The following is a 26,080-nucleotide window of genomic DNA, read 5'->3' as shown; positions in this document are numbered from 1 at the left end:
AAAATACTTCCGCCGGAGGCTCCCACCCGCTCAGCCCAGCCAGTCCGCCACAGTTTCAAACTGCGGCCTGAAATAGGCGATTATTCGTCCCTCCGGCGGGGCACTGCCGTCACCCCACGGTGCAACGCCATGCACCAGATGCCGATGCAATACGACCGCCTGCCCCGGCGCGACATGGATTTGCGTCCGCACGCACTTGTCAAAAACCGATCTGCGCGCGGCTTGATAGATGTCCGTGACATCCACATCGCCCCAGTCTGCCGGTTCAATGCCGTCATAGGCCGCAGCAAAGGTCTGCCGCATGATCTGATGACTGCCTTCCCACACCACCAGCGGGCTTGCGGTTGCGGTATTCAGCGGCAGTCCAAGGATAAACCGGTGTGGCTCGCGCAGGTGCCGCCGTTTGTCGGGCCCTTCTGGCAAAAGCCCGTCCACATGGGCCGCATCGCGACGCAGACGGAAACGATGTGCGGCGTCACTCTCGCCTTTGTCCTGCTTGGGGTATCCGGGATACACCACCGATAGCTGCGCGTAATGCCATTGCCGCGGCAGCGGCACCAACCCCTCCCACGGCCCCGTCAGGGGCACGCCAGAGATCGCCCCGTCAGGGGCATTCGGCACCTCGTCCACGCCCACGCGCCACGTACCGCCACACCGCATATCGCCGGGGGTTTTCACCACCTCCAAAGCCACCGCGTGCGCAGCACGCGCCCACGCCACTACCGGATCGGCGTGCGCCAGCACGGCGAAACCCTTTTGGGCGAAATCTGCCTCTACCACCCCAGCGCCTTGCGCAGCATGTTCAGCGCCACAAGGATCAGGAACCCGCCAAATATCCGCTTGAGCGGTTTGGGGTCCAGCCGGTGCGCCAGCGCCGCCCCCCATGGGGCCGTGACCAGCGTCATCGCCACGACCAGTCCAAACGCGCCAAGGTTCACCGCACCCACCGAAAACGGCGGTGCCACGGCCATATCCACAGTCAGAAATCCGATCACGGACGGCACCGCGATAATCACGCCAAAGCCTGCCGCCGTGGCCACGGCCCGATGGATCGGCACGCCATGCAGCGTCATCAGCGGCACGCCAAACGATCCGCCACCAATCCCCATCAAAACCGACAGAAATCCGATCACAGGCGAAAACGCTGCACGGAAAATGCCCGTCGGCATCACGTCGCCCAGCCGCCATGTGTTCTTGCCAAAGGCCATATAAAGCCCGACAGCAATACCCAAGCAGCCAAAGATCGCCTGCAGCACGTCCGACCGCAGCGCAGAGGCCACAAAGAACCCGATCACGGCACCCACAACGATCCCCGGCGCCCAGCCGCGCAGGATCGACCAGTCAACCGCCCCTTTCTTGTGGTGCGACTGCACAGAGCGAAGCGAGGTCACGATGATCGTCGCCAGCGACGTGCCCAGACACATCTGCATCAGTTGCGGGCTGTCATAGCCAAGGGCGGCGAAGGCATAGTAGAACGCGGGCACCAGAACGATCCCGCCACCCACACCTAAAAGACCCGCCAGCACACCCGCAAAGGCGCCAATCACCAGCAGCAGCGCCGCCATTCCAATGTAAATACTCAAGCTGCAATCTCCGTTACATGCGCCAATGCGGCTAGCACCACTTGGCCGTCTGCGTCATCATTATGCGCATTTTCCGACAGATACCGTCGCCAGCCTTTCGCGCCCGGCCTGCCCTGAAACAGCCCCAGCATATGGCGCGTGATGTGGTGCAGCTTCCCGCCCGCTGCGATGTGGTCTGCGATATAGGGCAGCATCTGGTGCACCACCTCTTCGGCACTTGGCCCTGCATCACCGCCAAAGATGCGGGCGTCCGCATCAAGCAAAACAGCACTAGGGTTGTGATAGGCCGCACGGCCGATCATCACACCATCCATCACTTGCAAATGGTCTTGCGCCTGATCCAGCGTTTCAATTCCGCCGTTTACCGACAGGTGCAATAGCGGGAACGTGACTTTCATCTGCCGCACCAGATCATAGTCCAAGGGTGGAATATCGCGATTTTCTTTCGGGCTTAACCCTTGCAGCCACGCCTTGCGCGCATGAATGGTAAAACGATCCACGCCTGCCGCACTGACCCGCGCCAGAAAATCCGGCAGCACATCGGCTGGCTCTTGATCATCCACACCGATCCGGCATTTCACTGTGACCGGCACAGCGGCGGCATCGCGCATCGCGGCGACGCAGTCGGCCACCAGCTGCGCGTTCTCCATCAGCACCGCGCCAAAGGAACCTGATTGCACGCGGTCGGACGGGCAACCGCAATTCAGGTTCACCTCGTCATAGCCCATATCAGCGCAAATCTTCGTGGCCTCTGCCAGCAACGCCGGATCGGACCCACCCAGTTGCACCGCAACCGGATGCTCGGCCCCGTCAAAACCCAGAAGCCTTTGCCGATCACCGTGCACGACCGCTTGTGCTGTCACCATCTCGGTGTAAAGCAACGCGCGTTTGCTCATCAGGCGGTGCAGATACCGGCAATGGCGGTCCGTCCAATCCATCATCGGTGCGACAGACAGGCGGGCTGCGGCTGTGATGGTGGCGGTGGACATAACGGTGCTCTCCTTTGCTGCGCTCCCATACTCCAGCACGATTACCAAGGTCCAGTGCGTGTGTGGCGCGGACCGAATGCATCAGGTGGCCGGATCGCATTCAAATTGCTCTTGCTGCCAAATCGTCTAACGTCACGCACATTGGCAAAGTGCCCATCAAGGATTGACCCCATGACCACTGATACCGCCCTGCGCGACCAGATTTGCCTGCTGGCAAAATCCATGTTTAATCGTGGTTTGACCGGTGGCAGCACGGGGAACATTTCGGCGCGCACTGCAGATGGCGGTCTGCTTGTGTCCCCGACCGGCACCAGCTTCGGGCGGCTTGATCCCGCACGGCTAAGCCGGTTTGACGCACAAGGCACGCTGATCGACGGCGACGCCCCGACAAAAGAGATGCCGCTGCACACCGCCTTTTACGACACACGTTCCAGCGCGGGGGCCGTGGTGCATCTGCATGCCTGCCATTCGGTTGCCCTGTCGATGATGCCCGATGCAAATACCGACGATTTTCTGCCGCATCTGACGCCCTATGGCATTATGAAAATGGGGCGGGTGAAACTGCTGCCCTATTTTATGCCGGGTGATCCCGCGATGGGTGCCGCCGTGCGCGGTCTTGCGGGCAAACGCTCAGCGGTCATGCTGGCCAATCATGGTCCGGTGGTGGCTGGTAAGGATATCGAAGCGGCCTGCAATGCAATCGAAGAGCTTGAGGATACCGCCCGCCTTGCCATGCTGACCCGCGGGCATGCGCCGCGCGGGCTGTCAGACGATGATGTGGCACAGCTTGTGGCCCGTTTCGACGTTGATTGGCAAAGCTGACAGGCCACGCGGGAACCCAGCTTAGGCAAGCCGCGTTATCCTTGCACCAAGCAAACGGATACGCGCACCATGCTCGACCTAATCTACTATCCCGATGATCGCCCCGGCATCACACGCATCAAACGTGGCCGTGGCTTTAGCTATGTCGCACCCGACGGCACGACCATCGCAGACCAGTCCGAACGCAAACGCCTTGCCTCGCTGGCCGTGCCACCGGCCTATGAAAGCGTGTGGATGTGCCCAAAGCCGAACGGCCACCTGCAAGCAACTGGGCGCGATGCACGCCGCCGCAAGCAATATCGCTATCACCCCGACTGGACGACGGCACAGGCCGAGAAAAAGTTCGAAGATTTGGCCGAATTTGGCGCAACGCTGCCCCGTATCCGCGCCCGCGTCCGCCGCGATCTGGAAACCGAGGCCGGCGATAAGCCCTTTGCGCTGGCCTGTGCCGTGGCCATGATCGACAGGTTCGCCATGCGCGTGGGCCATCCCGACTACACCGCGCAAAACGGCAGCTACGGTGCGCTGACCTTGCGGCGACAGCATCTCACGCTTTCCGACACCAACATTGCCTTGCGCTATACTGCGAAGGGTGGAAAGCGCGTGCGCAAGCAGCTGTCCGACCGCACCTTGGCGCGTCGCCTGCACGAGATCGGCAACATCGACGGTGGCGAAGTCCTGACATGGCTTGGCGATGATGGAGAGCCACGCAGCCTGCAATCAAGCGATCTGAACGCCTATTTGTCCGAAGCCGCAGACCGCGACGGCACAACCGCAAAGGTATTCCGCACATGGGCAGGCACGCTGGCCGCCTTCGAAGTGGCCGAGACAGGCAACGCATCGATCAAGGATATGGCTGAGGCCGCAGCCCAGCGCCTGCACAACACAGCGACCATCGCTCGCAACAGCTATATCCACCCTGCCGTCATTGATCTTGCCGGAGAGGACATTGACAGCCCGGCGCAAGCGACGCCGTCAGGGTTACGCGCCGCCGAACGGCGATTGCTGCAATTCTTGCAAGACGCGGGATAATCCTCGCAGGTCACTGAAATTGCGGCTAAGCACGCGCGCATGGATGAACAATTCGATATATTCTGCGTCACCGTGCCCGGCATGGAAGGGACCCTGCTGGCCGAATGTCTGGCTGCGGGCTTTGACACCGCCACGCAGACCGCAGGCGGGGTGACACTCACTGGCGGATGGACCGATGTCTGGCGCGCCAATCTGGTATTGCGCGGTGCTACCCGTATTCTGGCCCGCATCGGCAGCTTTCGTGCCTTTCACCTTGCACAACTTGATAAACGCGCCCGCAAGTTTCCGTGGCGCGATACCCTGCGCCCCGATCTTCCTGTGCGCGTCGATGTGACGACACGCGCCTCCAAAATCTACATCGCGAAGGCCGCAGCCCAGCGCATTGAAACCGCCCTGCGCGAAGATGCCGGGATCACCGTCGACCCAGAGGCCGAGATCACGCTCAAGGTCCGTATCGACGATAACCTCTGCACCTTTTCCATCGACACCTCGGGCGCGCCCCTGCACATCCGCGGACACAAAGAGGCGGTGAATAAGGCGCCGATGCGTGAAAACCTCGCCGCGCTGTTCCTGCGCCAATGCGGCTATGACGGCACCGAACCGGTGCTTGATCCCATGTGCGGCTCCGGCACGTTTGTCATTGAAGCCGCCGAAATCGCCCGCGGCCTTCATCCGGGGCGGACACGGTCGTTCGCATTTGAGAACCTTGCCAATTTCGATCAGGCCCGCTGGGATTTCATGCGCAGCACCGGCGTCCGGACACAGACACAACAGCAGTTCTACGGCTCGGACCGCGATGCAGGTGCCACCCGCATGAGCCTCGCTAATGCCGAGCGCGCAGGCGTGGCCGATTTGTGCCAGTTCCAGACCCACGCCATCAGCGACCTGCAACGCCCCGAAGGCCCGCCCGGCCTTGTCATCGTGAACCCGCCTTACGGTGGTCGGATCGGCAACAAGAACCTGCTTTACGGTCTGTACGCAGCACTTGGCACAACATTGAAAGAGCGTTTTTCCGGCTGGCGCGTGGGGATCATCACCAGCGAAAATGGTCTGGCCAAGGCCACAGGCCTGCCGTTTAAGCCCACCACGGGACCTGTCCCGCATGGCGGTATTCGTGTGACGTTGTTTCAGACAGGTGTCTTGGACACGTGACAAACAGCGCGCGGCTTTGCATCAGATAGCATGTCACGACAAACCCAAAGGCGCGGCATCACACCCTAGCAGGACGCATTTTCGACAAAGGCGCGGTCAAAGCGGCCCATCCGCAAATCCTCTTCTGCAATCCAGAATTCCATCACGCCCATGTCGCCAAATTGCAGCCCCAGACCGGCCGTGCTGTCCAGTTGCAATAGCTTGATACCTTGCCCCATCGTGGGGTTCGGAATGTCCAACTTCGGACCACCTATCATATTGAAAACATAGCCATCTTCGTCTTGCTTTCCGGAATAACCCTTCTCATGTAACGCCTGCGCAAAGCGCTTTTTAGCAACATCACCAATGCTTCGGTTCAGTTCTTTTGAAACGGAGGCAAAATCAAAGTCGTTCAGATGTGGAACAGGCGCAACAATCGCGCGCACAGCCGTTTCGACAAGCACGTTGTCCTGCTCTATTTCCGGCACAAAACCACGCTGCAGTTTTGCCAGATTCGGATGACGCTTCACGCGGTGCGGGCCAGCGTGCGGCGCGTAAAGAACGCGGCCATCCATAAGGTCACTATATTCACCGATATCCAGAAAGAAATAGAGTACGCCCGAAGACGGAAGAGCGTCCGGCGCAAGATCTCGCGGGATCTCATCAAGATGGATCTCCGCCAGAAAATGCAGCCCCATTCCATAGTGTTCCGGCCATTCCTTTCCGGGAGGCAAGGTCGGACGACCACCAATTTTACTGCCAGATGCGCGACCCTGCTGCTTTGCCTTGATCAGGAAAATCGCATCCTCGGCTTGCGCGTCAAAAATCGCCTCGGCTTCAGCGCGAAGGGCTGTGGCTTGCGCTTTCTGCTGGGCTTTGTCCTGCGCGGCTTCTGCACGTTGTGCTGCGGCTTGGGTTCCTTGTTGCGCTCTGAGCGCCTCGGCACGAACCGCAACATCCATATCCGATGGGTCCATCCACCCGCCATCCGCCGTGCGAACGCCCTCGACGCCTGTCAACCAGCGCGCCGCGGCAAGCAATGCAGGCCCTCCCGGCAACCCGAGCCCATTCAGGACTTCGGACAGCGATATCATCCCGCGCACGATCACATTAAGCATCCGATGCCAAAACAACATTGCCAGAACAGACGCGAGCAAAAGCACCCATGGTGCCACACCGATTGCGAACAAGGCTTTGGCAAGCAAGATCGCGAAAATAATAAAAACAAGATTAGTCATGCGACTAGATCTGCACCCGAATTCGGACCAAATCGCGGCTATCGCCAGTTCATTCCATGATCGCACAAGCGTCAGCCATATACCGCATCCCGGCGGGAGGGCGGGAGGGGCGCATTGGCAGCGTGCTGACAACAGCGTCACCAGCCCTCAAAGATACACAACCTGTCCCGTCCGCGCGCTTTCCTGCGCGGCCATGCCAATCGCCACAGCCCGCGCACCGTCATCCGCTGTGACTTCAACCTCGCCTTCACCGCGCACCACCGCGTTGAACCGCTGATGCTGATAAAAGGTCGATCCATTATGATCGCCCGCCTCTAACAAGGTCGGGTCCACCGGAATTTCCGACACAAACGGCCCCTTGGGCGCACGCGGGCTGATCACGATCTGCGGCACGGGCGCCTCGCCCAGCGCCTTGGGCCAGAATCGCCCCGGTCCCGGCACCAGCGCCTCGATCTTCGCCTTGGGGCCAATCGCGATGATCTCTTCCTGATACCGCGCGCCTTCGGCAAACATGCACAGCTCCAGCATCGCACGCGCACCGCCCGCAAAATCAATAATCACATAGCCATGATCCCAGATATCCGGTGTCTCGTCATTGTAGCGTTCCTCAAGGTGATTGAACCCCTGCCCCGCGCTTGCCATCACCCGCACAGGCTCGTCCTTCAGAATAAACCGCATCAGATCAAAGAAATGGCAGCATTTCTCCACCAACGTCCCGCCCGTCTTAGCATTAAAGCGGTTCCAGTCGCCGATCTTGGGCAAAAACGGAAAGCGATGCTCGCGCACGGTCAACATCTTGATCCCGCCCGTCGCTTGCTCTGCCTGCTCAATAAACGCGGCGACCGGCGGCATATAGCGATACTCCATCGCGACCCAGAATGGCGCAGGGTAGGCATCGGCCAGCGCCTTCACCGCCTCGGCATCCTCTGGCTTTGTGTAAAGCGGCTTTTCACACAGCACAGGCAGTGGTCGCCTGTCCGCAATCATCTGCAACTGTTCCACGTGCAGATAATTCGGGCTGACAATGACAAAGGCATCCACGTCCGCAAAATCCAGCAGATCCTCCAAAGACCCCGCCACATGCGCATCTTCTGCCAAGGTCGCCGCCGATTGCGCCAACTCCTCCACCGGATCAAACACCACCGTCACCCGCCCGTGCGGCAGCAGGTTGATATTCTGGATGTGCTCGCGCGCCATCATCCCGCAACCGATGATCCCGTATCTGACCATGTCCATCTGTCGTTAGCCTTTTCCCATCCGCGCCACATAGCGCGCTTTGTTATGATCAAACCACGTGCGCGAATATTCCGCCGCCACGCCTTCACCCGTTTTGCTGACACGCGCGATGAACCCCGCCGCGTCACCAACGCCCAGTGCAAACACGTCCGGCGTCCACTCCGGCATCGCAGCCACGCCCACTTCATCCGTGGCGCTGGCAATCACCAACCCCAAGTCATGCCTGTAATAATGATAAAGCGAGTCCGACAAATCATCAGCGGTAATCACATCGCCATAACTGCCATCCAGCCAAATCTCTTCCACCGCGATCAACTCAGCCCCCAGATATCGCAACCGCCGTATCCGGTGCGCATCATCGGCAGGCCCGAAATCCGGCGCATCCGCAGGCTTAACCAACCTGTCCACCGACAGCACCTCAGCCGTGGGCAGGCCACCGCCGCGCACCAGTTCCAGCCGAAAGAACGCATAGACCGAAGCCACCTCCGCCCGTCGCCGCACATAATTCCCCGACCCCTGCACACGATCCAGCAGGCCCTTGCCCTCCAGATCGCCCAGCGCCTTGCGCAATGTGCCCACGGAAATGCCTAGCTCTGCGGCCATATCACGTTCAGGCGGCAGTCGTGCGCCATCGGCCAGCAAGCCAGCTGCAATCTCTCGGATCAGCATCTCGCTGACCTGCACATATTTGGGCAAGCTGGACGGGGCCATCGCCATAAGCCAAGCCCTCCTCCGACCCGCTCACAATAATTGATACACTATTGTTGCACATAAACTCTCGTGCTACGCAAGTGGGATCGAACGCTTGAGGGGGAGCAGAATCAATGACCGTCGTGCCCATCACCAGCCCTGATCTGGACGCCGCCGAAGTCTCGTGGTTTTCCGCCCTGTGTTCCGACGACTACCAGTTTCTTGGCGTCCCCGACGGCGACTTGCGTTCCAGTTGGGAGCATTGCCGCGACATCGGTCTCACAGCAGAAGCGCAAGGTTTCCGCAACATCCTCGCCCCCTCGTCCTATCAGGTTGGCCAAGACACCCTTTCCTACGTCGCTGGCATGGCCCCGCTGACCGACAAGATCAATTTCCTCGCCGCCATCCGCTGCGGTGAAATGCAGCCCATCATGCTGGCACGCACTGTGGCGACACTCGATCATATGCTCAAAGGCCGCCTGACACTCAACATCATCAGCAGCGACTTCCCCGGCGAAAAGGTCGCAAGCCCCTACCGCTACAAACGCAGCCACGAGGTTGTGCAAATCCTGCGCCAAGCTTGGACCCAGGACGAGATCAACCACGACGGCGAAATCTACCAGTTCGCAAACGTCCCCACCGGCCCAGCCACCCCCTACCAACAAAACGGCGGCCCGCTGCTCTACTTCGGCGGCTACTCCCCCGATGCTTTGGAGCTTTGCGGTGCACAATGCGATGTCTACCTGATGTGGCCAGAAACGCAGGATGTTCTGGCCGAACGAATGAAAGCCGTGCACGCCCGTGCCGAAGCACACAATCGCACGCTCGACTATGGGTTGCGCGTCCACATGATCGTCCGCGACACCGAACAAGAGGCCAAAGAATACGCCGACTACATCGCCTCGAAACTTGACGACGAATATGGCAAACTGATCCGCGACCGCGCTCACGACAGCATCAGCCTTGGCGTCGCCCACCAAGCCCGCGCCCGCGAACTGGCCGACCAATTCGGCTACACCGAACCCGGTCTCTGGACAGGCGTAGGCCGCGCCCGCTCCGGCTGCGGGGCCGCCCTCGTCGGGTCCACCGACCAGATCCTCAGCAAAATCGAATCCTACCAAAAGATGGGCATCCGTGCTTTCATCTTCTCAGGCTACCCGCATATCGCAGAGGCCGAACACTTTGGCAGCCGCGTCATGCCGCACCTCAAAACCTGCTCGCTGCCCCACGCCTATGGCCGCGTGCCATCTGACACCCCCGCAACGCCCCTCGGCACAGGACCCCGCACGTGAACCGCATCCAGATTACCCCCGACCTTTCCTTCAGCCAGATCGTCTATGGCATGTGGCGCCTGTCGGACGACGACAACACCGCCCCTGCCCACGTGCAAGCCAAGATCGAGGCTTGTCTGGCCCAAGACATCACCACGATGGACCAAGCCGACATCTACGGCGGCTACGAGGCAGAAGAGGTCATGGGTGCCGCCCTCAAGGCAGCCCCGCACCTCAAGGACAAGATCGAGGTGGTCACCAAATGCGATATCGTGGCCCCCGCTGGCCGCTATTCGGACAAGCGGGTCAAGTATTACGATACCTCCGCTGCCCACATCACAGCCTCGGTCGAGCACAGCTTGCGCCTGATGGATATCGACACCATCGATACGCTACTGATCCACCGCCCCGACCCGATGATGGACCATCACGAAACGGGCGGCGCATTGGATGCGCTGGTGCAGTCCGGCAAAGTCCGTTCGGTAGGCGTGTCGAACTTCAAGCTGCACGACTGGACGCTGCTACAATCGGCGATGGCAACGCAGCTGGTCACCAACCAGATCGAACTCAGCCTGACCGCGCATGACGCGCTGACAAATGGCGATGTCGCCTACCTGCAAGAGCGTGACGTGCCGATCATGGCATGGTCCCCTCTGGGCGGCGGCGCGCTGCTGACAGCCGACAGCCAGACCCGCGACATGATGACGAAAATCGGCGCGGACCACGGCACCGATGCCGCCGCTGTCGCCGTGGCGTGGCTCCTTGCCCATCCGGCCAAGATCATGCCCGTCATGGGCACCAACAACCTCGACCGTATCGGCAAGCTTTCCGACGCTCTTAAGATCAACATGGACCGCCAGACGTGGTTTGAACTTTACACCGCCGCTCTCGGCCAAGAGGTGCCATAATGGAGTCAGGAACACTCGCGACATTTAACCCCGCCTCGGACGCCGACAGCTTTCGCGGTGCTTTGGGCAGCTTTGTGACCGGCGTGACCGTCATCACCACTGACAGCCCCGAAGGCCCAGTCGCCATCGTCGCCAACAGCTTCGCCTCCGTCTCGCTTGATCCGCCTCTGGTGCTTTGGTCACCCGCCAAAGCCTCCAAACGTTTCGAACATTTCGCAGGCTCGCGCCGCTTCGCAGTCCACGTTCTGGCCGCTGACCAACGCGATATCTGTGCGGCCATCATCGCATCCAAAACCGCAATCAGCCAGATACCGACCCACCTGTCCCATTGCGGCATGCCCATCATCGAAGGCGCGCTGGCCACATTCGAATGCAACCTGCACGCAACCCATGATGCAGGCGACCACGTCATCGTCGTGGGCGAAGTCACCAAATGTCACCACAAAGGCGGCGACCCGCTGGTGTTCCATGCTGGTCAATACGGCCAGTTCAACAGCGCGGGCTAATCCGCTTCTTTTGGACAAAAATACTTTGGGGGACGCCGCATCGCGGCGGGGGGCAACGCCCCCGAAAAACAAAACAAAAGCGTAATCGGGCTTGCCCGATTTCCGTTTGGTTAAAGAAACAGGGGAGGAGCCGCAATGTCGGTCCTGTTTGGGATACTCTGGCCGCTGGAGCGGCTAAACACGGTGTTGCTTGGCATCGGTCGCGTCATTGCGATCCTTGCCATGGCGATCATGGTCTGCCTGATCCTCGGGCAGGTATTCTTCCGCTATGTCCTCAATGACGCGCCGAACTGGACCGAAGAAGGCGCGCGCTTTGGCATGCTCTGGATGACGGGCCTCATGGCCCCGCTCGCCTATCGCATGGGCGGGTTTGTCGCCATTGATATGGTCGAACGCGCCCTGCCCCGCGTGATGTCCGCAGTCCTCTCCCTGATCCTCCTCGCACTCTCGCTCTGGGTGCTCTTCGTCTTCTGGGACCGCGGCCTGAACAACCATCTCGACACGCTGTCGGGTCGCGGGTGTTCCGCCACCCTGCGCTGGCCGTTTGGCATCGAGGTCGGCAAATGCGGTGAGAAATTCCAGAACCGGTTCCAGTATGCGTCTCTCTGGGTCAGCATCAACCTGCTGATCCTCGTGAATATCGAACTGGTGATCCGACAGATTATCACCCTTCTGGGCCAAGGCGACCGCCTGACCAACCATGCCCCCGATAGCGAAATTGCGGGGTCGTCATAATGCTTTTGTGGTTCCTGCCCTTCTTCCTCGTTCTGATCCTCGTCGGTCTGCCTGTTGTCTTCGCCCTGCTTGTCTCGCCTATAGCACTCATCATGCTCGAAGGCGACGGCCGCAACGTCGTCGCTGGCCTTTATCGCAACCTTTACAACGGCATGGACAGCTTCCCGCTTATGGCGCTGCCCTTCTTCATGCTGGCAGGCGAAGTGATGAACCGTGGCGGCATCACCACCCGCCTTGTGGAGTTTTCCCAAGCCTTCATGGGCCATCTTCGCGGCGGTCTCGCCCACGTCAACATCCTCAGTTCCATCCTCTTCGCGGGTCTGTCAGGGTCCGCCGTGGCCGACACCTCCGCGCTCGGCTCCACCCTCATCCCCGCGATGGAGAAGAACGGCTACACCCGCAAATTCGCAGCCGCCATCACCGCCGCATCCTCCGTCATCGGCCCGATCATCCCGCCGTCGGGCATTATGATCATCTATGCCTACGTCATGGGCGAAAGCGTGGCGGCGCTTTTCCTTGCTGGCATCGTGCCGGGCGTCATGGTGGGCGTGGGCCTCATGGTCATGGTGCGCCTCATGGCCGACCGCTACGACCTACCCAAGGCAGAGCGGATCGTGAACAAAGGCCAGTCCATCACCCCTGTCGAGTACTGGGTCAGCTTCGCGCTGCTCCGCCTGAATTTCGCGGGTCTGCTGTGGTGGCTCGGCAGTTTCTTTCTGCCCCAAGGCGGCGCCGCTGGCTGGGCGCTCTTCGCAGCAGCCCTGCTCGCCGCGCACCTGATCCTGATGCAATACCGCAAGGGTGCATCTCACGATTTCCGCATGGTCGCCAAAAAGGCCGTCGCGCCTTTGCAAACCCCCATAATCATCTTAGGCGGCATCCTCGCGGGCGTCATGACACCGACGGAGGCCTCTGCCATCGCCGTCGCCTACGCCCTGATCGTCAGCTTCCTCGTCCTGCGCTCCATGAACGGCCAAGACCTGTGGGAGGTGCTGGCTAAATCCGCCCTCTCCACCTCTGCCGTGCTGTTACTTGTCGGAGCTGCCGTGTCGTTCAAGACCGTCGTAGCCCTCTCAAACGCGCCCGTTATCATGTCCGACTACATCCTGTCGCTGTCGGAAAACCCGCTGGTCCTGCTGTTCCTGATCAACATCCTGCTGTTCGTGGTGGGCATGTTCTTGGACGCTGGCCCCGCAATCATCATCCTCGGCCCGATCCTTGGACCGATCTTCGTCGATCTCGGCGTGCACCCCGTGCATTTCGCCATCATTATGTCCGTCAACCTGACCGTGGGCCTTGCCACGCCGCCGATGGGGCTTGTCCTCTTTGTCGCCAGCACCGTTTCAGGCGAAAAAGTCGAAACCATCGCGCGCGCCATTTTGCCTTTCCTTGCAGTGGAAATCGCGGTCATATTCCTCATCACTTATGTCCCTGCCATTTCGATGACAGTGCCATATCTCACCGGTTTCTTGGGCTGCGCCCCGGACGTCGGTTTCACGGCTTGTATAAGCCCAACCCCGGGTGGCTAAAGCCGCCCAAAGGTGATGGGGAAAACCCAGCACCCAGCAATATCCATAGGGAGGATCCAATGCTGAAGACCTTAACCAAAGTGGCCGCAACCGCTGCTTTCCTGACCGCACCTTTCGCGGCATGGGCCGATGGCCATCAGGAATTCACCATCCGCGCGACTGCGAACTCCAACGAGAACGACGAAGACTATGACGGTCTGGTTGTGTTCAAGAACTACGTCGAAGCAGCCTCAAACGGCCGCATCGGTGTGGAACTGTTCATCGGCACGCAGCTTTGCTCGACCGGTGCAGAATGTCTTGAAGGTGTCGCCGAAGGTTCCATCGACGTCTACATCTCCACATCCGGCGGTGCCGCTGGCATCTTCCCCTATGTGCAGGTCCTCGACCTGCCATACTTAATGGCAAACGACCGCGTCGCCGAGGCCGTGCTTGAGGGTGATTTCACCCGCACCATGCGCGACATGGCGCTGGAAACATCCGACGGCGCAATCCGCCTGATGACCATCGGCAACACTGGTGGCTGGCGCAACTTTGCCAACACGCAGCGCCGTGTGGCATCGCCTTCCGACATGGAAGGCCTGAAGATCCGTACCGTTGTGGCTGACCTGCCGCAGGAACTGGTTCGCGCCCTTGGTGCGTCCCCGACCCCGATCCCGTGGCCCGAGCTTTTCACATCGTTCCAGACCGGCGTTGTTGAAGGTTCCAAGAACGGCATCACCGACATCATGGGCATGAAATTCCCTGATGCGGGTCTCCAGTACGTGACACTTGACGGTCACGCCTACATGGGCGCCCTGTGGTGGATGTCCAACGAGAACTTCATGGCGATGCCAGAAGACCTGCGCCGCGTTGTTGTTGATGGCTTCAGCCAGTTGCAGCAGGCGACATTCGCTTCACCCAAGCGCAAGTCGATCGAAGCCTATGAAGCCTTCGTCGCAGGTGGCGGTGATCTCTATGTCCCAACACCTGAAGAGAAAGCAGCCTTCGCAGAAGCAGCTGCCCCCGTGCAGGACTGGTTCCGTGAGAACGTGGACGGCGGCAACGAAATCCTCGACGCGCTGATCGCAGCCGTTGACGAAGCCGAAGCCGAGCTTGATGCGGGCTACGCCAGCGACCTGAACTAAGGTTCGTCAGCACCACGAATAGAAGGGCCGCCCCATCGGGCGGCCCTTTTCTTATGAGCAGTGCAATTCCAATAACACGCATAACGCCGACATTCGGAAACCGGTTTTTCCGCCATACCTTCGCGGATCATTTGCGCCCCCCTCCATGCTCGGCTACGATCTGCAAAACAGGCAAACGAGGCATAACATGCGCGGTGCAGGCGGCAACGACGGCGGTGAATTCAGCTTTCTGATCGGATTGGCGATGATGGTCGCGGGGGGCTATCTTTTGCTGTCCAACATCGTGATCCGCCCCATGTTCGGTTTTGGCACACGCGCCTTTGGCCTTGGCGGTGTTGACGTGACCACAGGCATGCTGCTGATCCCATTCATGTTCGGGGTCGCGCTGATTTTCTATGAAGGCCGCAGCAAGATCGGCTGGTTTCTGGCAATCGCGTCCGTGATCGCACTGATCGCAGGCGTGATATCAAACCTCACACTCCAGTTTTCCGCGCTAAGCGTTTTTGACCTGTTGGTGATCCTCGTGCTGCTGTTTGGCGGCATCGGTCTGTTCCTGCGGTCTTTGCGCGGGTAATCAGGCCAGCCGCCCGTAAAACGTCATCCGCGCGCTTTCCGACAACTCCACGCCCGGCTCGGCGTTATGCGCCAACACCGCAAGCATGCGCGTCACGTCGCTTTCGTTGGGCGACACACGGTGGATCGCATTGCGCCCGCGAAACAGGACCAATGCGCCCGGTTCCAGTGACAACACATCTGGTGACGCGCGACCTGTGAGCAGATCGTCGACGGCGGCGTAATTCATTTCGCCCGCGTCCGCATTGCGCATGTCCTTGACGTATTCAAAGCGGCTTCCCGCCTCGGGCTTCTGGATTAGCAAGGTGATCGCAAAGGACGAATTATCAAAATGCCAGCCCAGCTCTTGGCCGCGTCTCGCATAGTGCAGATTGATCGATGACAGCGGATCGGCGTAAGGGTGCAGCGCCGCCTCACCCGTCACATTGGCAATAAATGCGCGAAAGCCTTCATCATCATATAGGCGGCGCAGCGGCGATTGCGCATCAATCGCATCATCACAAATGCAGCCCTTCGACGACACAACCCGCTTGTTTGCCGCATGATCGGCAGGAAAGTCAGGATTGGGCGGCGTCAGGTAAACAGAATGTTCCTGCGCGCAGAAATAGGCCTGATCCTCTTTCGCGATCCCCTCGGACCGCATCGCATCCAGCGCGTCGGGACGGATAAAGTCCGGCAGCACAAGCACTCCGGTCTCGTCCAATGTCTTGCGGCATGCGCCCTGAAACGCAGGATCGCTCAGGTCGTGTGTTTGCAAATCGACAACATCGGTGATGGACATGGGACAGCATCCTTGAAGCAATTGACATTAGCTGATCAGCCTAACGCCTACCGCACCTTCCAACGCTGTTCGAGTATGTTTTTATCAGCCTAAACCTGCATTTATGATATTGCCGCATCGTTCAACCACGTCGAAAAATTTTTCTGTGGTTCTGCATTGCGACTTTCTGCCGCGTTTGAAATGTTTCGACCTATTCCAAGCGCTAATATAGCAAATGAATTGAATACCTTAATACCGAAGACACGCCGCTCTATTTGGGGCGCAACCGAATGACACCTGAACTTACCTTGGACCTTCTGCGCGGCCCGCATCTGTTGGGCGTCGTGATCGGAATGGGTGCCGCGATCTACTATGATCTGCGCACGGTTCTCCGCCTGACCCACCCGCTTTCGCCGAGTGATACTGTCGAGCTTCGCCGCATCCATATGATTGTCTTGTGCGCTTTTGCAGGCATCTGGATCAGCGGGCTTGGTTTGATCGGCTACCGCACCGGATTTGATGCCGCAGTTTTCACGCCAAAACTGTGGAGCAAGGTCATCGTGGTTGCGACGCTCACCCTGAACTCGGCTTTTCTGTCAGCTTACGTTATTCCCAACATCCAACGCAGCGAAGGCATCCCCCTGATCGGAGTACCCGCGCGCAAACTTCTGATGATGTCGCTGTCTGCAGGCCTGTCGATGTCGTGCTGGCTGCTGGCGCTGACCTTGGGCTTCAGCACGGTGCTGAAAACGGCATCGTGGGACCTGCTGATCCCGGTCATACTGTCAGGGGTCACCGCCTGCATCAGTGGGGTCTTGATCGTCGTGTTTGGTGTCCGGCTCAGACATAAATCGCGCACGCGGGCTCTGGCGCGGGCTTAGCGGTCAGGCCAGCCAGACGATCTGATGCGCTGCAAGCGTGATACCCTGTCTGACATGGAAGGACTGGCCTGAAATCAGGTCCGTCATACGCGGCAGCGTGGCGATAAACGGGTCTGCGGCAATGTCCTGCGGACTGTCCGCAAAATTGGCCAGCACGCAAATCTTCTGTTCGGTCACATCGCCCGTCCCCTGCCGCACATAGCCAAGCACATGCGGGTTGCGCGTCGCAAATCCTTCGATTGCGTTCCCCGCCAGTCCCGGTGCCGCACGACGTGCCGCAATCAACTGCGTCATGCCAGCGAAAATCTGGCCTGCCGTCGTGTCCGTATCATGCCGTTGGGCGTAAAGGTCGTCAGGTCTGAAAGGCCGCCCGACCCAGCGCTGATCCTTGGCACGGCCCGGATTGTCCTTGTAGGAATGGTCATTCAACTGCCCGACCTCATCACCCAGCGCCATCAAGGGTATCCCCCCTGCCGAAAAGGCTATGCCGTAAAGCAGCAGCATCCGGTCAATGCCACCCGCATCTCCGGCCTCAACCCCAGTCAGGGCTGCCGTAGTGCCTGTCACACGACAATCGCCTGTGCGCGGGTTGAACTGGAATGGCTCACCACGGGCAAAGCTGCCGTCGAATTGATTGGTGTAAAATGCGTTCAGGAACCTGCGGTGATCGAACCCCAGTATGTCCAGCTCCGCCGCGTCCTCATCCGCGAACGTCCAGCCGATATCGTCATGGCTGCGCACGTAATTCACCCACGCGCAATCGCCCGAAAGCGGCTGGCGCTCCTTGATCGCCTTATCCAGCATCTCGACACGCCGCGTGGCCAACGCCTCCCACCCCAACGCCATCAAAAGCGGGTTGTAGGAAATCGGGCACTCTTCCGGATCAATGTAGGACACCACCTCGTCGGGATGCACAATCGCCTCTGACTTGAACAAAAGCGACGGGGCAGCCATCCGACAAACGCTATTGAACGCACGCAGCAGTAAATGCGCCTCCGGTTGGCTTTCGCAGGTGGTGCCAAGCCGTTTCCAGATGAAGGCCACCGCATCCATGCGGATCAGATCGACACCCTGATTGGCCAGTGACAACATCTCGCCCGCCATCGCCGCAAAGACCGCCGGATTGGAATAGTTCAGGTCCCACTGGAACGAATGGAACGTCGACCAAATCCAACGCCCATCATGCATCTTGATAAACGCGCCAGGATGATCGTCGGGGAACACCTCGCGGACCGTGCGTTCAAACGCATCCGGCATCCGGCGGTCATCGAATATCCAGTAGTAATCGGAATACTCTGGATCGCCTTGTGCTGCTTTCAACGCCCACTCGTGTTCGTTGGAGGTATGGTTAAACACAAAGTCCACCACCAGTGAAATGCCAGCATCCCGCAGATCAGACGTTAGCGCCCGCAAGTCCGCCATAGTGCCAAGATCAGATCGCACCTCGCGGTAGCTCGACACCGCATAGCCACCGTCAGAGTTTTCCTTCGGGCAGTCGAACAGAGGCATCAGGTGCAAATACGTGATCCCAAGTTCCTGCATATACGGGATATGCTCACGCAGCCCCTGCAAATCGTCGGCATAGCGATCCACGTAGCAAAACGCGCCCAGCATCTGGTTGGACTGGAACCAGTCAGGCTGTGCTTCTCTGAGACGGTCCCTCTCGCGCAGATCGTCAGAGCGGTCCAGCCACGCCTGCATCGCAACAGCAATCACCTTGGCCAGATTTTCAAGACAGCGGTCATGCGCCCCATAGAGATCGGCAAACAGCGCAAAAAGCGTCGGGAAATGCTGGTCAAACCGCTGTGCGAACTCGGCCGTGTCTGCGGCCTCGAGATCAAGCCCATCGCGCCGCAGCGCCTGCACCACATAGCTGCGCGCCGCAGCCCTTTGCTGATCGGGTGATAGCATGGCGTGTCCTCCCAGACCGTTCGATAACAACCTAGCACGCCAGCAGGCGCCGCCTACCGTTTATCTACCGAAACGGATACATCCAAACCCGATAATCATCGACCAGCGCCTGCGCGCGGGCGCGTTCCTCTGCCGTCAAACGCGGCGTGATTTCCTCAAGGCTGTCAGGCGCATCCACATCCCCGCCTATTGCCGAAAGCGCATACCAAAGATAGGCTCTGACCATATCAGGCGCGGGGATGCCGCGGCCCACTTCGTAGTACCACCCCAGCCCGGATTGCGCCCCCGCATGCCCCTTCAAAGACGCCCGCAGATACCAGTCGAACGCCCGCTCGTCGTCGCGCTCCACGCCAAGGCCCAGCCCGTACATGACGCCGATCAACTCCTCGGCCTCGGCGTTGCCGGAGCGGGCGTAGATCTGCAGCAGATCACGGGCCGCTTCAAACTCCCCCGCTTCCATCAGGTCGCGGGCCTGTTCCATGTCGGCCAGCGCGGGCGTGGCACAGGTCAAAAGCGCAAAAATCAGTGCACGCGCGGTGCACGTGCGGTGCACGTTTTTCATACCTGTCTCCTGTCGCTCATTTTGGGTGCAGCGTCAGCCACAGCCCAAGGGATCACAGCAGACGATTACATCCCCTTTGATCCGGATCAAGCCCGCATCGGCCAGTTGTTGTTTTATGATAAGGTCTTGTCAGGAAACCAGAATATCTCGTGTGGCACTTGCCACCACCACGATCACGCGGGCACCGACGGCCTGTCGCTTGGCATTGGTGAAGGCGGCGTCGGCGTTGGCCCCGACCGCACCGCTAGCACAGGCGACGATGCGATCCGCAAACGCATCCCCCGAAACGCCCCAAGCCTTTGGAATCTAGGACATAATTCCATCGAAGTGCTGTTTCACGACGGGCGGCTCAGCCACTCTGACATCTACGGCAACGGCTTTGACAGCCCCGCGCAGGAATGGCTGCCTGCTGGCCTCGATAACCTCGTCGCGGCGCAGGCCCTGTTCCCCCTCGTCGCGCAGTTCGAAATGGCCGGAAACCCGCGCGAAAACGAAATCGCAGGTGCCGTGCATGATCGCATCGACGCCGCCTGGCCGATCCTTGCCAAACGCGTCCGTACGATCCCCACCTATGGCGACATGTTCGTGCAAGCCTTTGATCATATTGAAGAACCCGCCGATGTGACCATCGTCGAGATCGGCAACGCCTTGGGCGCTTTCATCACCTCCGAATGGCGCTCCTATGACAGCCCTTATGACGCTTGGCTCGCAGGCCAGCCCTTGCCTGATGACGCCGAACGGGGTCGCCAGCTATTCTTCGAAGACCTGCGCTGCGCGTCCTGCCACGCCGGTCCGCTCTTCACCGATCAGGGCTTCCACGCCCTCGCCCTGCCCCCCTTCGGTCCCGGACGCACCCGCCAGTGGGACCCGATGCCCCGCGACGTAGGCCGCATGGGTTTCACCAATCAGATCGAAGACGCCTACCGTTTTCGCACCCCATCGCTGCGAAATGTCGCGTTAACAGCGCCTTACGGCCACAACGGCGCTTACCCCACACTGCCTGATATGATCCGCCACCACGCAGGCCAGGACCACTGGACCCCCGCAATGGCCGCCCTGCCAAGCGTGCCATGGTTAGCCGCCGGCGATTTTGCAATCCGCGCGGACACGCTGGAAATGACCCGCCAAGCTGCCGTGCGCGATCTGGCACCCTTTGCAGTCACCGATGCTGAAATTGCCGATCTTGTGGCCTTTCTGAACGCGCTCACCGGTGACAGCGCCGACACCCGCCCCCTTGGCCGTCCCGACACCGTGCCAAGCGGCCTGCCAGTCGATCACTAGTCACAACATACCGCATCATTTTGCCAGAAATACTCATCTGATTGGGGCGCGCGCAGCGCGCCACCCTCTGGCGACGTGCATCGCACGGCGCAAAACATGGTTGTTAATCCTCGCGGATCATAATTCCGAGATCGGCCACATTTGTTCCGGTCGCGTCCGTCATCAAAAGATCACCTGCAAGATTTAGCGCTTGGTAACTATCGTTGTTGGCCAAAAGCGCATCCAGATCGCCTCCCGCCGCAGCAACCCGCGCCAGCGTTCCATCATCAACCAGACCGCCCGCCGCATCCGTGGGTCCGTCGCGTCCGTCCGTGCCGCCTTGCAAACACGTCCACTGTTTCCAGCCGCGCTGTGCGGCCTCAATCGCAATCAGCAGCGCAAGTTCCTGATTGCGGCCACCACGGCCAGTGCCGCGCAATTGCACTGTTGTCTCACCACCCCATAACGTAATGCCAAGGCCCGCCGCGTCACAAATCTCGCGGGCCGCTGCATGCACGTCACCCTCAACGGGTCGCGGCAGAAACTGGGCCTCCCCTGCCTGCGCGGCCATCGCAGCGACGCTTTGACCATTGGAGCCCACAAGCACATTGCGCGCTGGTGCAACCTCCGGCAACTCGGCACGATCCGCTTCCAGATAGTCCCTTACCGAGGCTGGCGCGTTGTCCCAAATGCCAGCGTCCAGCATAATCGCGCGTGCTTGCGAAGCGGTGCCAAGCGGCCTTGCGGTGGGTCCGCTGGCAATTGTCGACAGATCGTCACCCACCACATCAGACAGGATCAGCGCGGTGATAGCCTGCGGCGTTGCAGCCCTGACAAGACCGCCGCCCTTGATCAGTGACACCTGCTGGCGGATCAAATTCATCTGCGTGATGTCCAGCCCGCAGCCCAGCAAAAGACCATTCAGCGCGGCCTTATCGGCCAGCGTGATGCGCCCCGCCGGTGCGGGTAACAACGCCGATCCGCCACCAGATATTAGTGCCAGAACCGGCCCCTTGACCTGTCCCACAGCACCCAGCACGGCACGACCCGCGTCTGCACCAGCCTCGTCCGGTACGGGATGACCAGCGGCCATGACTGTCGCTCCCGCAAGCGGCTTTGCGTTCTCGTAGTTTGTAACGACAAGACACGGTGTCTGCGGAAACCGGGCCAGCGCTGCCTCTGCCATTTTCAAAGCCGCCTTACCCACGGCCACGATCAGCGCAGGCGGGTCCACGTCGTGCAGGTGACGTGCAACGGCCCCCGCCGGATCGGCGGCGGCGACGCCTTCATCAAAAAGGCTACGGGCAAGGTTGCGTGCTGTTGTCATGATAAAATCTCCGAAAGGGGCCGTCGGGCCCGCGCAGGGGCATCACCCGTCGCCACACCAAAGCGGATAACCTGCACCAGCCGCCTGTCCGGCCCGATCGCATATTGATCACAAATCTCGGCCCGCGTTTGCGGGTGATCCGACAGCGCCGCCATCGGCCAACCGGCAAAGCCCAGATTGGCAGCCTCCAGACATAGCCGCAGATAGGCCCGCCCTGTCGCAACGGGGCTTTCATCACGGGGCCGGTGAAAGCAGGCAATGACAGGCGCGCTGCGCGTTGCCTCTGCCTCGGCCGTAAGCCCCTTGGTCGCACCGACCATGTCGAGCACTCGCCAGAACGGCCCAAGCGCCCAGCGGGCCGCGCGCGCTGTCGCGGGCTCCATCCGCAGCGCATCGCGGTTCAACCCGTCATAGCAAAAGCGCGGATGGCGCGGCGTCAGACGCATCCAATGCAGTAATTCGCGTCGGAACGCGCGGTCGCGCATAATCTGCAAACTGGCCCAGTCGTTACGCGCTGCAAGGTGATTACGGGACGGCTGGTCAAGCACAAGCACCGTATCGGGCCGCGACCATCCGAAAAGCTTTGGCGTTTCATCCGCAAACAGCCCACGCCACGTGAAGCGATCCTCAAGGCGCTGCGCCAACGGATCGGCGTCCCCGTCCGACAGGCGCAAACGCGCAGCAATCCGTGTGCCGGGCCATGTGGTTGTGTCGTCATCCGTCCAACAATCCGTCACATCCGCTGCAAACCCCGCCTGCCCCAGCGCCAGCACAGTGGCCTCAACCGCGGCGCCACACGATAGCCCCGCGTCCAAGTTGTCCGGATCACCGACCGGCAAGGTGGCTGCAAGATCGGCCGCGACAAGAATGTCATCCCCTTCCCGCCGCCACCGCGCGGGCTGAATATTGTGCACCGAGGGTGCCAGATTGGCGCGCATCACAACGTCGCGCAGGGTTTCGTCTGCGATCATGCCGGATCCCTTCGCGCTATTTCCCACGCCATGCGTTGCACAGCATCCAGTTCCAGTTCAGCAAGCGGAGCCGTGGTCATGGCCGGCATCGCAAGCGCCACCAGCAATCGCGGCGCGGACCGGACCTGCAAAATATGGGTTGCCGCAAATTGATGGAAAAGCTGGTTCACATGATCCTGCTCGGCAGGGTCTTGCACCTGCGGGGCCTGTTTGCGCAGCACCGGTGTTCGCGCGAAAATCGCATCCAGTGTTGCGGCATCAAAATCTGACAGCTCTTGCGCCCCGATCACGGCGGCCCCCTCTACCAGAGGGTGCGATTGTAGCCCACGCAGGAATGTCATCGCGTCGGTCGCATCGCCATGTGCCAGATGTTGCAAAAGCCTGTGATTGCGCGCCTCGTCCCGCAAAGAGGTTGCGTCGTTCAGGATCGCCAGCAGCAAGATCACCGCAACGATCAGCGCCGTGACGATCACCCCGCCGCCGGTGCCAAGTGGCAAGATGAAGGCCAGAAAAAACCCTAGACCAACCGCCGCGATCACTGCAACGATCAAGGACCGGACAGGTCCCCGATGGCCGACCTGCACGCGGCCCAGCCCGATGGCCAGCCAGCACAAAACAAGCACGCCCAACGCAGAAAGCTGCACAGGCAGCCCGATCAGCACCATCAGGAAATCAGCACCAATCAGCGGGATCAGCACAATCAGCGACAGCGCCAGCCGCCCCGCCATCTGGTTTTCCGATGCCGACAGCCCGTCACGGTCGCGTGTCAGCACCAGCCAGCCCGACAAAGCAAATCCCGCAACCTGAAACACCAGCAAGCCATGTAACCGCCACGGATCGACCAGCGGTGCAGGCACAAAGGCCAGCAAACAAAACAGCACGGCTCCGACGGCAGCGAACGCTTTAACAGCCTGCGGTGCATGACGGCGCAACAGCCCTTCGGTGAGAAGTAACACCGCAAGCGGCAGTAACGCAGCGGCGATCAACACCACAAACCGGAACCCCGCGCCACCCGTCAGAACGATCAGGGCGCGTCCGGCGAACAGCAGCATGGTGACGCGGATACCGAACAGAAAACGCCTGTTCAAAGGGTCCCATTCGTCTGCCGTCCGCAAACTGCGCGACAGGATGAAAAGCCCCGTCAGCGCGGACAGCGACAAGACAAGATCTGTCAGGATATTGGCCGCAGCAATCATTCAGGACCCTGATGCCAGTTTGGTCAGAAAACGCCGCACGACGGGCCGGATCATTGCGGCAAGCCAGGCCGGTTTGGGGCGCTCGGTGCGACCTTTGTAGGGATTGAGGAAATAGCCGCGATTGTCGGTGCCATGGGGCTTGCCCGTGATTGCGGCTGCCGCCTCGTAGGCCATCAGCTGACCTGTCAGAATTACCATCGGCGCAAATGACATCCGGCTGCGGCGTCCGGCGACGACCTCTCCCACCAGATCAAGGTCGATATGGTGACGGGATGAGGAGTGGATCACAACCCATTCTGATTCCCGCATAAAAGCAGTGCTGCGCTGCTCTTCGGTGATCGCGTCCCATGCCGTGCCCACCGTTGGATAACCAAGGCGTTCTTCATGCGGTGTGTCACTGGCTTTGGTCACATAGACCGATGGAAAGGGTGCGGCGTAGGCGTCGACCATCGTTTTGCCCGCCGCCCGCGCAGCCCGATAAAGCAACAGGGACGCACCCAAATCATCGGTGCCGTTCACAACGATGGCGGCCTCGCCCAACGCTTCATCAAGATGGTCCGGCCAGTCGTCGTGCCACACGGTGATCTTCATTTCGGGATTGATCTTGCGGCACATCTGCGCGGTGGCATCCGCCTTGTGCTGATCGACGGTGTCGGTGAATGCAAAGACCTGCCGGTTCAGATTGCTGACCTCGAAATGGTCGATATCCGCGATGATCAGATGACCCACACCCATGCGGGCCAGCGCCATAATCACAGCGCCGCCCATACCGCCTGTCCCGCAGACAAACACGCAACCATCGCGCAGCTTGTCCTGCTCGGCCTGCGTCACAAAACCGATATTGCGGGTGGTCATTTCATCGTAGCTGAACGTCATTCCTTTGCCCCTTTGGCGGGTCGCAGGATCGACCATTGGCGGCCGCTGTCGGCCCAATAGATCACGGGCAGGATCAAACGTTGCAGTGCCACAAAAATGCCGGTCGAGATGACCCCCAACAAGGCAGAGCGCGGCACATCGCGGACCAGATAGGTGCGGATCGCTTTAAGGTCCATCAGCCCAAGCTGGATCACATCGTCGCCGCGCTGGTAATCCAGCCTGTCCTGACAGAACGTGTTGTAAGCCGCATCGCGGTGTTTGGTGGCCTCGTCCCACGTCTTTTTCAGATCGTCTGATCCGCCGGTATAGGCGTTGGTGATCACGAACTGCTCTTCATCAAATCCCGCATCCTCGCCCACACCAAAGACGGCGCGATGATCCTCCATGATGCGCCGTGCCAGCAAAAGGTGCGTCAGCGTGCGCCTGTCCCCTGCGGGGCGGGGATAAATGTCCGAAAACATCTCGGACACCATGCCCACCACGGCGGGCACCTGCGTGACATTGGAAATCCAGACGGGCCGAAACTGGCGGCGCAAGAAGATCAAAAAACAGGTCAGTCCATATAGCACCCACGACAAGCTTTTGGACCGCTGATCGGGGTCCACCATGACAAGCCCCAGATGCAGCACCTCTGTCGGGGTAGGCTGCGTTTGCACGTCCATAATCGCCAATGCATTAAAGGCAATCGGTGTGCCGTCGTGGCGTCGCACCAGTGTGATAATGGTCTGTTCCAGCCGCGCTTTGTCGCCGGAAAATACGCCATATGTCAGCGATCCCGCGTCCAGTGTTTTGCTCGCAACTTGGCGCAGGTCAGCGGTGAGTGCGGCCAGATCATCGGCCTCCATCCACGCACCGGGCCGTTCCATCAGGCGCACTGTCAGATCGCGCCCCGACCGGATCGTGACATCCATATGCCCACGTCGCATAGCCTGTCTGATCGCCGCAAGCATACCGCCTCCTTGCCTTTGC

Annotated in this window: 26 protein-coding genes; 12 read left to right on the top strand and 14 right to left on the bottom strand. The window is 60.2% G+C overall.

Annotated features, from left to right (window positions below):
- Nucleotides 1-30: 30 nt before the first annotated feature.
- From V8J84_RS11675 to dusA, 3 genes are read right to left on the bottom strand one after another with little or no spacing between them, the layout of a single operon-like run.
- Nucleotides 31-744, bottom strand: coding sequence for a hypothetical protein (locus V8J84_RS11675; RefSeq protein ID WP_339931300.1), 714 nt, complete (start codon nt 742-744; stop codon nt 31-33).
- Between the two features lie 29 nt (nt 745-773).
- Entirely contained in the window at nt 774-1,565 is a 792-nt protein-coding gene (locus V8J84_RS11670; protein ID WP_339932044.1) for a sulfite exporter TauE/SafE family protein, read from the bottom strand.
- 14 nt (nt 1,566-1,579) lie between these two features.
- Nucleotides 1,580-2,572 carry a tRNA dihydrouridine(20/20a) synthase DusA gene (gene dusA / locus V8J84_RS11665; protein WP_339931298.1) on the bottom strand — a complete coding sequence of 331 codons (993 nt, stop codon included), beginning with the start codon at nt 2,570-2,572 and terminating at the stop codon, nt 1,580-1,582.
- 171 nt (nt 2,573-2,743) lie between these two features.
- On the opposite strand from dusA, the gene otnC reads away from it, so the two are divergent.
- The 3 genes from otnC to V8J84_RS11650 all read left to right on the top strand — a co-directional run bounded on the left by otnC (nt 2,744) and on the right by V8J84_RS11650 (nt 5,578).
- The gene (otnC, locus tag V8J84_RS11660; protein WP_339931296.1) at nt 2,744-3,394 is read left to right on the top strand and encodes a 3-oxo-tetronate 4-phosphate decarboxylase; all 651 of its coding nucleotides are present in this window, start codon (nt 2,744-2,746) and stop codon (nt 3,392-3,394) included.
- Between the two features lie 69 nt (nt 3,395-3,463).
- Nucleotides 3,464-4,426 (top strand): DNA topoisomerase IB, encoded by a 963-nt coding sequence (locus V8J84_RS11655; RefSeq protein WP_339931294.1) that lies wholly within the window; start codon nt 3,464-3,466, stop codon nt 4,424-4,426.
- A gap of 39 nt (nt 4,427-4,465) precedes the next feature.
- Nucleotides 4,466-5,578 (top strand): THUMP domain-containing class I SAM-dependent RNA methyltransferase, encoded by a 1,113-nt coding sequence (locus V8J84_RS11650; RefSeq protein ID WP_339931292.1) that lies wholly within the window; start codon nt 4,466-4,468, stop codon nt 5,576-5,578.
- 65 nt (nt 5,579-5,643) lie between these two features.
- On the opposite strand, the gene V8J84_RS11645 is transcribed toward V8J84_RS11650, so the two are convergent.
- The 3 genes from V8J84_RS11645 to V8J84_RS11635 form a co-directional block, all read right to left on the bottom strand.
- A complete protein-coding gene (locus V8J84_RS11645; protein ID WP_339931290.1) occupies nt 5,644-6,795 on the bottom strand; it encodes a YwqG family protein in 1,152 nt (383 codons plus the stop codon).
- A 147-nt stretch (nt 6,796-6,942) separates the two neighbouring features.
- Nucleotides 6,943-8,031: a Gfo/Idh/MocA family protein gene (locus tag V8J84_RS11640; RefSeq protein WP_339931287.1), complete on the bottom strand. Its 1,089-nt coding sequence runs from the start codon at nt 8,029-8,031 to the stop codon at nt 6,943-6,945.
- 6 nt (nt 8,032-8,037) lie between these two features.
- Complete coding sequence (locus tag V8J84_RS11635; protein WP_339931285.1) at nt 8,038-8,748, bottom strand: GntR family transcriptional regulator; 711 nt, start codon at nt 8,746-8,748, stop codon at nt 8,038-8,040.
- Between the two features lie 107 nt (nt 8,749-8,855).
- Between V8J84_RS11635 and V8J84_RS11630 the strand changes: the two genes are divergently transcribed.
- The 7 genes from V8J84_RS11630 (at nt 8,856) to V8J84_RS11600 (ending at nt 15,368) form a co-directional block, all read left to right on the top strand.
- Nucleotides 8,856-10,013: an LLM class flavin-dependent oxidoreductase gene (locus tag V8J84_RS11630; protein WP_339931283.1), complete on the top strand. Its 1,158-nt coding sequence runs from the start codon at nt 8,856-8,858 to the stop codon at nt 10,011-10,013.
- Complete coding sequence (locus V8J84_RS11625; protein WP_339931281.1) at nt 10,010-10,900, top strand: aldo/keto reductase; 891 nt, start codon at nt 10,010-10,012, stop codon at nt 10,898-10,900. Before V8J84_RS11630 ends, V8J84_RS11625 begins: the two co-directional genes overlap by 4 nt.
- A complete protein-coding gene (locus V8J84_RS11620) occupies nt 10,900-11,406 on the top strand; it encodes a flavin reductase family protein (protein WP_339931279.1) in 507 nt (168 codons plus the stop codon). Before V8J84_RS11625 ends, V8J84_RS11620 begins: the two co-directional genes overlap by 1 nt.
- A 135-nt stretch (nt 11,407-11,541) precedes the next feature.
- Nucleotides 11,542-12,141, top strand: coding sequence for a TRAP transporter small permease (locus tag V8J84_RS11615; RefSeq protein WP_339931277.1), 600 nt, complete (start codon nt 11,542-11,544; stop codon nt 12,139-12,141).
- Nucleotides 12,141-13,670 carry a TRAP transporter large permease gene (locus V8J84_RS11610; protein ID WP_339931275.1) on the top strand — a complete coding sequence of 510 codons (1,530 nt, stop codon included), beginning with the start codon at nt 12,141-12,143 and terminating at the stop codon, nt 13,668-13,670. Before V8J84_RS11615 ends, V8J84_RS11610 begins: the two co-directional genes overlap by 1 nt.
- Nucleotides 13,671-13,729: 59 nt before the next feature.
- Nucleotides 13,730-14,794, top strand: coding sequence for a TRAP transporter substrate-binding protein (locus tag V8J84_RS11605; protein ID WP_339931273.1), 1,065 nt, complete (start codon nt 13,730-13,732; stop codon nt 14,792-14,794).
- Nucleotides 14,795-14,981: 187 nt separating this feature from the next.
- Nucleotides 14,982-15,368, top strand: coding sequence for a hypothetical protein (locus tag V8J84_RS11600; protein ID WP_339931271.1), 387 nt, complete (start codon nt 14,982-14,984; stop codon nt 15,366-15,368).
- Here the strand turns inward: V8J84_RS11600 and V8J84_RS11595 are convergent, their stop codons facing one another.
- On the bottom strand, nt 15,369-16,148 hold the full coding sequence (locus V8J84_RS11595) for a HalD/BesD family halogenase (protein WP_339931269.1): 780 nt from the start codon (nt 16,146-16,148) through the stop codon (nt 15,369-15,371).
- Between the two features lie 269 nt (nt 16,149-16,417).
- Here V8J84_RS11595 and V8J84_RS11590 point away from each other — a divergent pair, with 269 nt between their 5' ends.
- Nucleotides 16,418-17,008, top strand: a complete 591-nt coding sequence (locus V8J84_RS11590) for a hypothetical protein (RefSeq protein WP_339931267.1) — start codon at nt 16,418-16,420, stop codon at nt 17,006-17,008.
- A 3-nt stretch (nt 17,009-17,011) separates the two neighbouring features.
- Here V8J84_RS11590 and V8J84_RS11585 read toward each other — a convergent pair whose 3' ends face one another.
- Together V8J84_RS11585 and V8J84_RS11580 are read right to left on the bottom strand one after the other, a co-directional pair.
- Nucleotides 17,012-18,919, bottom strand: coding sequence for an alpha-amylase family protein (locus V8J84_RS11585; protein ID WP_339931265.1), 1,908 nt, complete (start codon nt 18,917-18,919; stop codon nt 17,012-17,014).
- A 64-nt stretch (nt 18,920-18,983) separates the two neighbouring features.
- Nucleotides 18,984-19,481 (bottom strand): tetratricopeptide repeat protein, encoded by a 498-nt coding sequence (locus V8J84_RS11580; protein ID WP_339931263.1) that lies wholly within the window; start codon nt 19,479-19,481, stop codon nt 18,984-18,986.
- 18 nt (nt 19,482-19,499) lie between these two features.
- Between V8J84_RS11580 and V8J84_RS11575 the strand changes: the two genes are divergently transcribed.
- Nucleotides 19,500-20,762 (top strand): cytochrome-c peroxidase, encoded by a 1,263-nt coding sequence (locus V8J84_RS11575; protein WP_445285974.1) that lies wholly within the window; start codon nt 19,500-19,502, stop codon nt 20,760-20,762.
- A 103-nt stretch (nt 20,763-20,865) separates the two neighbouring features.
- Here the strand turns inward: V8J84_RS11575 and V8J84_RS11570 are convergent, their stop codons facing one another.
- Genes V8J84_RS11570 through V8J84_RS11550 form a run of 5 tightly spaced genes read right to left on the bottom strand, consistent with a single transcriptional unit; the run spans nt 20,866 to nt 26,022 of the window.
- Complete coding sequence (locus V8J84_RS11570) at nt 20,866-22,068, bottom strand: glycerate kinase type-2 family protein (protein WP_339931259.1); 1,203 nt, start codon at nt 22,066-22,068, stop codon at nt 20,866-20,868.
- Nucleotides 22,065-23,039: a hypothetical protein gene (locus tag V8J84_RS11565; RefSeq protein WP_339931257.1), complete on the bottom strand. Its 975-nt coding sequence runs from the start codon at nt 23,037-23,039 to the stop codon at nt 22,065-22,067. Before V8J84_RS11565 ends, V8J84_RS11570 begins: the two co-directional genes overlap by 4 nt.
- Nucleotides 23,036-24,235 carry a hypothetical protein gene (locus V8J84_RS11560; RefSeq protein ID WP_339931255.1) on the bottom strand — a complete coding sequence of 400 codons (1,200 nt, stop codon included), beginning with the start codon at nt 24,233-24,235 and terminating at the stop codon, nt 23,036-23,038. Before V8J84_RS11560 ends, V8J84_RS11565 begins: the two co-directional genes overlap by 4 nt.
- On the bottom strand, nt 24,236-25,111 hold the full coding sequence (locus tag V8J84_RS11555) for a HesA/MoeB/ThiF family protein (RefSeq protein ID WP_339931253.1): 876 nt from the start codon (nt 25,109-25,111) through the stop codon (nt 24,236-24,238).
- On the bottom strand, nt 25,108-26,022 hold the full coding sequence (locus V8J84_RS11550) for a hypothetical protein (protein ID WP_339931251.1): 915 nt from the start codon (nt 26,020-26,022) through the stop codon (nt 25,108-25,110). The genes V8J84_RS11555 and V8J84_RS11550 overlap by 4 nt, the downstream gene beginning before the upstream one ends.
- Between the last annotated feature and the right edge of the window lie 58 nt (nt 26,023-26,080).

The organism is Yoonia sp. 208BN28-4 (genome assembly GCF_037543925.1).
Classification (GTDB): domain Bacteria; phylum Pseudomonadota; class Alphaproteobacteria; order Rhodobacterales; family Rhodobacteraceae; genus Yoonia.
The sequence above is the reverse complement of the archived record's forward strand: the minus strand, read 5'-3'. Positions and strand labels throughout refer to the sequence as shown.

Bases quoted from the DNA above. Each gene is read 5' to 3' on its own strand.
- V8J84_RS11585 (WP_339931265.1), bottom strand. From the start codon at position 18,919: ATGCTATCACCCGATCAGCAAAGGGCTGCGGCGCGCAGCTATGTGGTG.
- V8J84_RS11635 (WP_339931285.1), bottom strand. From the start codon at position 8,748: ATGGCGATGGCCCCGTCCAGCTTGCCCAAATATGTGCAGGTCAGCGAG.
- V8J84_RS11655 (WP_339931294.1), top strand. From the start codon at position 3,464: ATGCTCGACCTAATCTACTATCCCGATGATCGCCCCGGCATCACACGC.
- V8J84_RS11620 (WP_339931279.1), top strand. From the start codon at position 10,900: ATGGAGTCAGGAACACTCGCGACATTTAACCCCGCCTCGGACGCCGAC.
- V8J84_RS11570 (WP_339931259.1), bottom strand. From the start codon at position 22,068: ATGACAACAGCACGCAACCTTGCCCGTAGCCTTTTTGATGAAGGCGTC.
- V8J84_RS11595 (WP_339931269.1), bottom strand. From the start codon at position 16,148: ATGTCCATCACCGATGTTGTCGATTTGCAAACACACGACCTGAGCGAT.
- V8J84_RS11670 (WP_339932044.1), bottom strand. From the start codon at position 1,565: ATGGCGGCGCTGCTGCTGGTGATTGGCGCCTTTGCGGGTGTGCTGGCG.
- otnC (WP_339931296.1), top strand. From the start codon at position 2,744: ATGACCACTGATACCGCCCTGCGCGACCAGATTTGCCTGCTGGCAAAA.
- V8J84_RS11555 (WP_339931253.1), bottom strand. From the start codon at position 25,111: ATGACGTTCAGCTACGATGAAATGACCACCCGCAATATCGGTTTTGTG.
- V8J84_RS11630 (WP_339931283.1), top strand. From the start codon at position 8,856: ATGACCGTCGTGCCCATCACCAGCCCTGATCTGGACGCCGCCGAAGTC.
- V8J84_RS11610 (WP_339931275.1), top strand. From the start codon at position 12,141: ATGCTTTTGTGGTTCCTGCCCTTCTTCCTCGTTCTGATCCTCGTCGGT.
- V8J84_RS11615 (WP_339931277.1), top strand. From the start codon at position 11,542: ATGTCGGTCCTGTTTGGGATACTCTGGCCGCTGGAGCGGCTAAACACG.
- dusA (WP_339931298.1), bottom strand. From the start codon at position 2,572: ATGTCCACCGCCACCATCACAGCCGCAGCCCGCCTGTCTGTCGCACCG.
- V8J84_RS11560 (WP_339931255.1), bottom strand. From the start codon at position 24,235: ATGATTGCTGCGGCCAATATCCTGACAGATCTTGTCTTGTCGCTGTCC.
- V8J84_RS11640 (WP_339931287.1), bottom strand. From the start codon at position 8,031: ATGGACATGGTCAGATACGGGATCATCGGTTGCGGGATGATGGCGCGC.
- V8J84_RS11580 (WP_339931263.1), bottom strand. From the start codon at position 19,481: ATGAAAAACGTGCACCGCACGTGCACCGCGCGTGCACTGATTTTTGCG.
- V8J84_RS11650 (WP_339931292.1), top strand. From the start codon at position 4,466: ATGGATGAACAATTCGATATATTCTGCGTCACCGTGCCCGGCATGGAA.
- V8J84_RS11600 (WP_339931271.1), top strand. From the start codon at position 14,982: ATGCGCGGTGCAGGCGGCAACGACGGCGGTGAATTCAGCTTTCTGATC.
- V8J84_RS11645 (WP_339931290.1), bottom strand. From the start codon at position 6,795: ATGACTAATCTTGTTTTTATTATTTTCGCGATCTTGCTTGCCAAAGCC.
- V8J84_RS11550 (WP_339931251.1), bottom strand. From the start codon at position 26,022: ATGGATGTCACGATCCGGTCGGGGCGCGATCTGACAGTGCGCCTGATG.
- V8J84_RS11565 (WP_339931257.1), bottom strand. From the start codon at position 23,039: ATGATCGCAGACGAAACCCTGCGCGACGTTGTGATGCGCGCCAATCTG.
- V8J84_RS11605 (WP_339931273.1), top strand. From the start codon at position 13,730: ATGCTGAAGACCTTAACCAAAGTGGCCGCAACCGCTGCTTTCCTGACC.
- V8J84_RS11590 (WP_339931267.1), top strand. From the start codon at position 16,418: ATGACACCTGAACTTACCTTGGACCTTCTGCGCGGCCCGCATCTGTTG.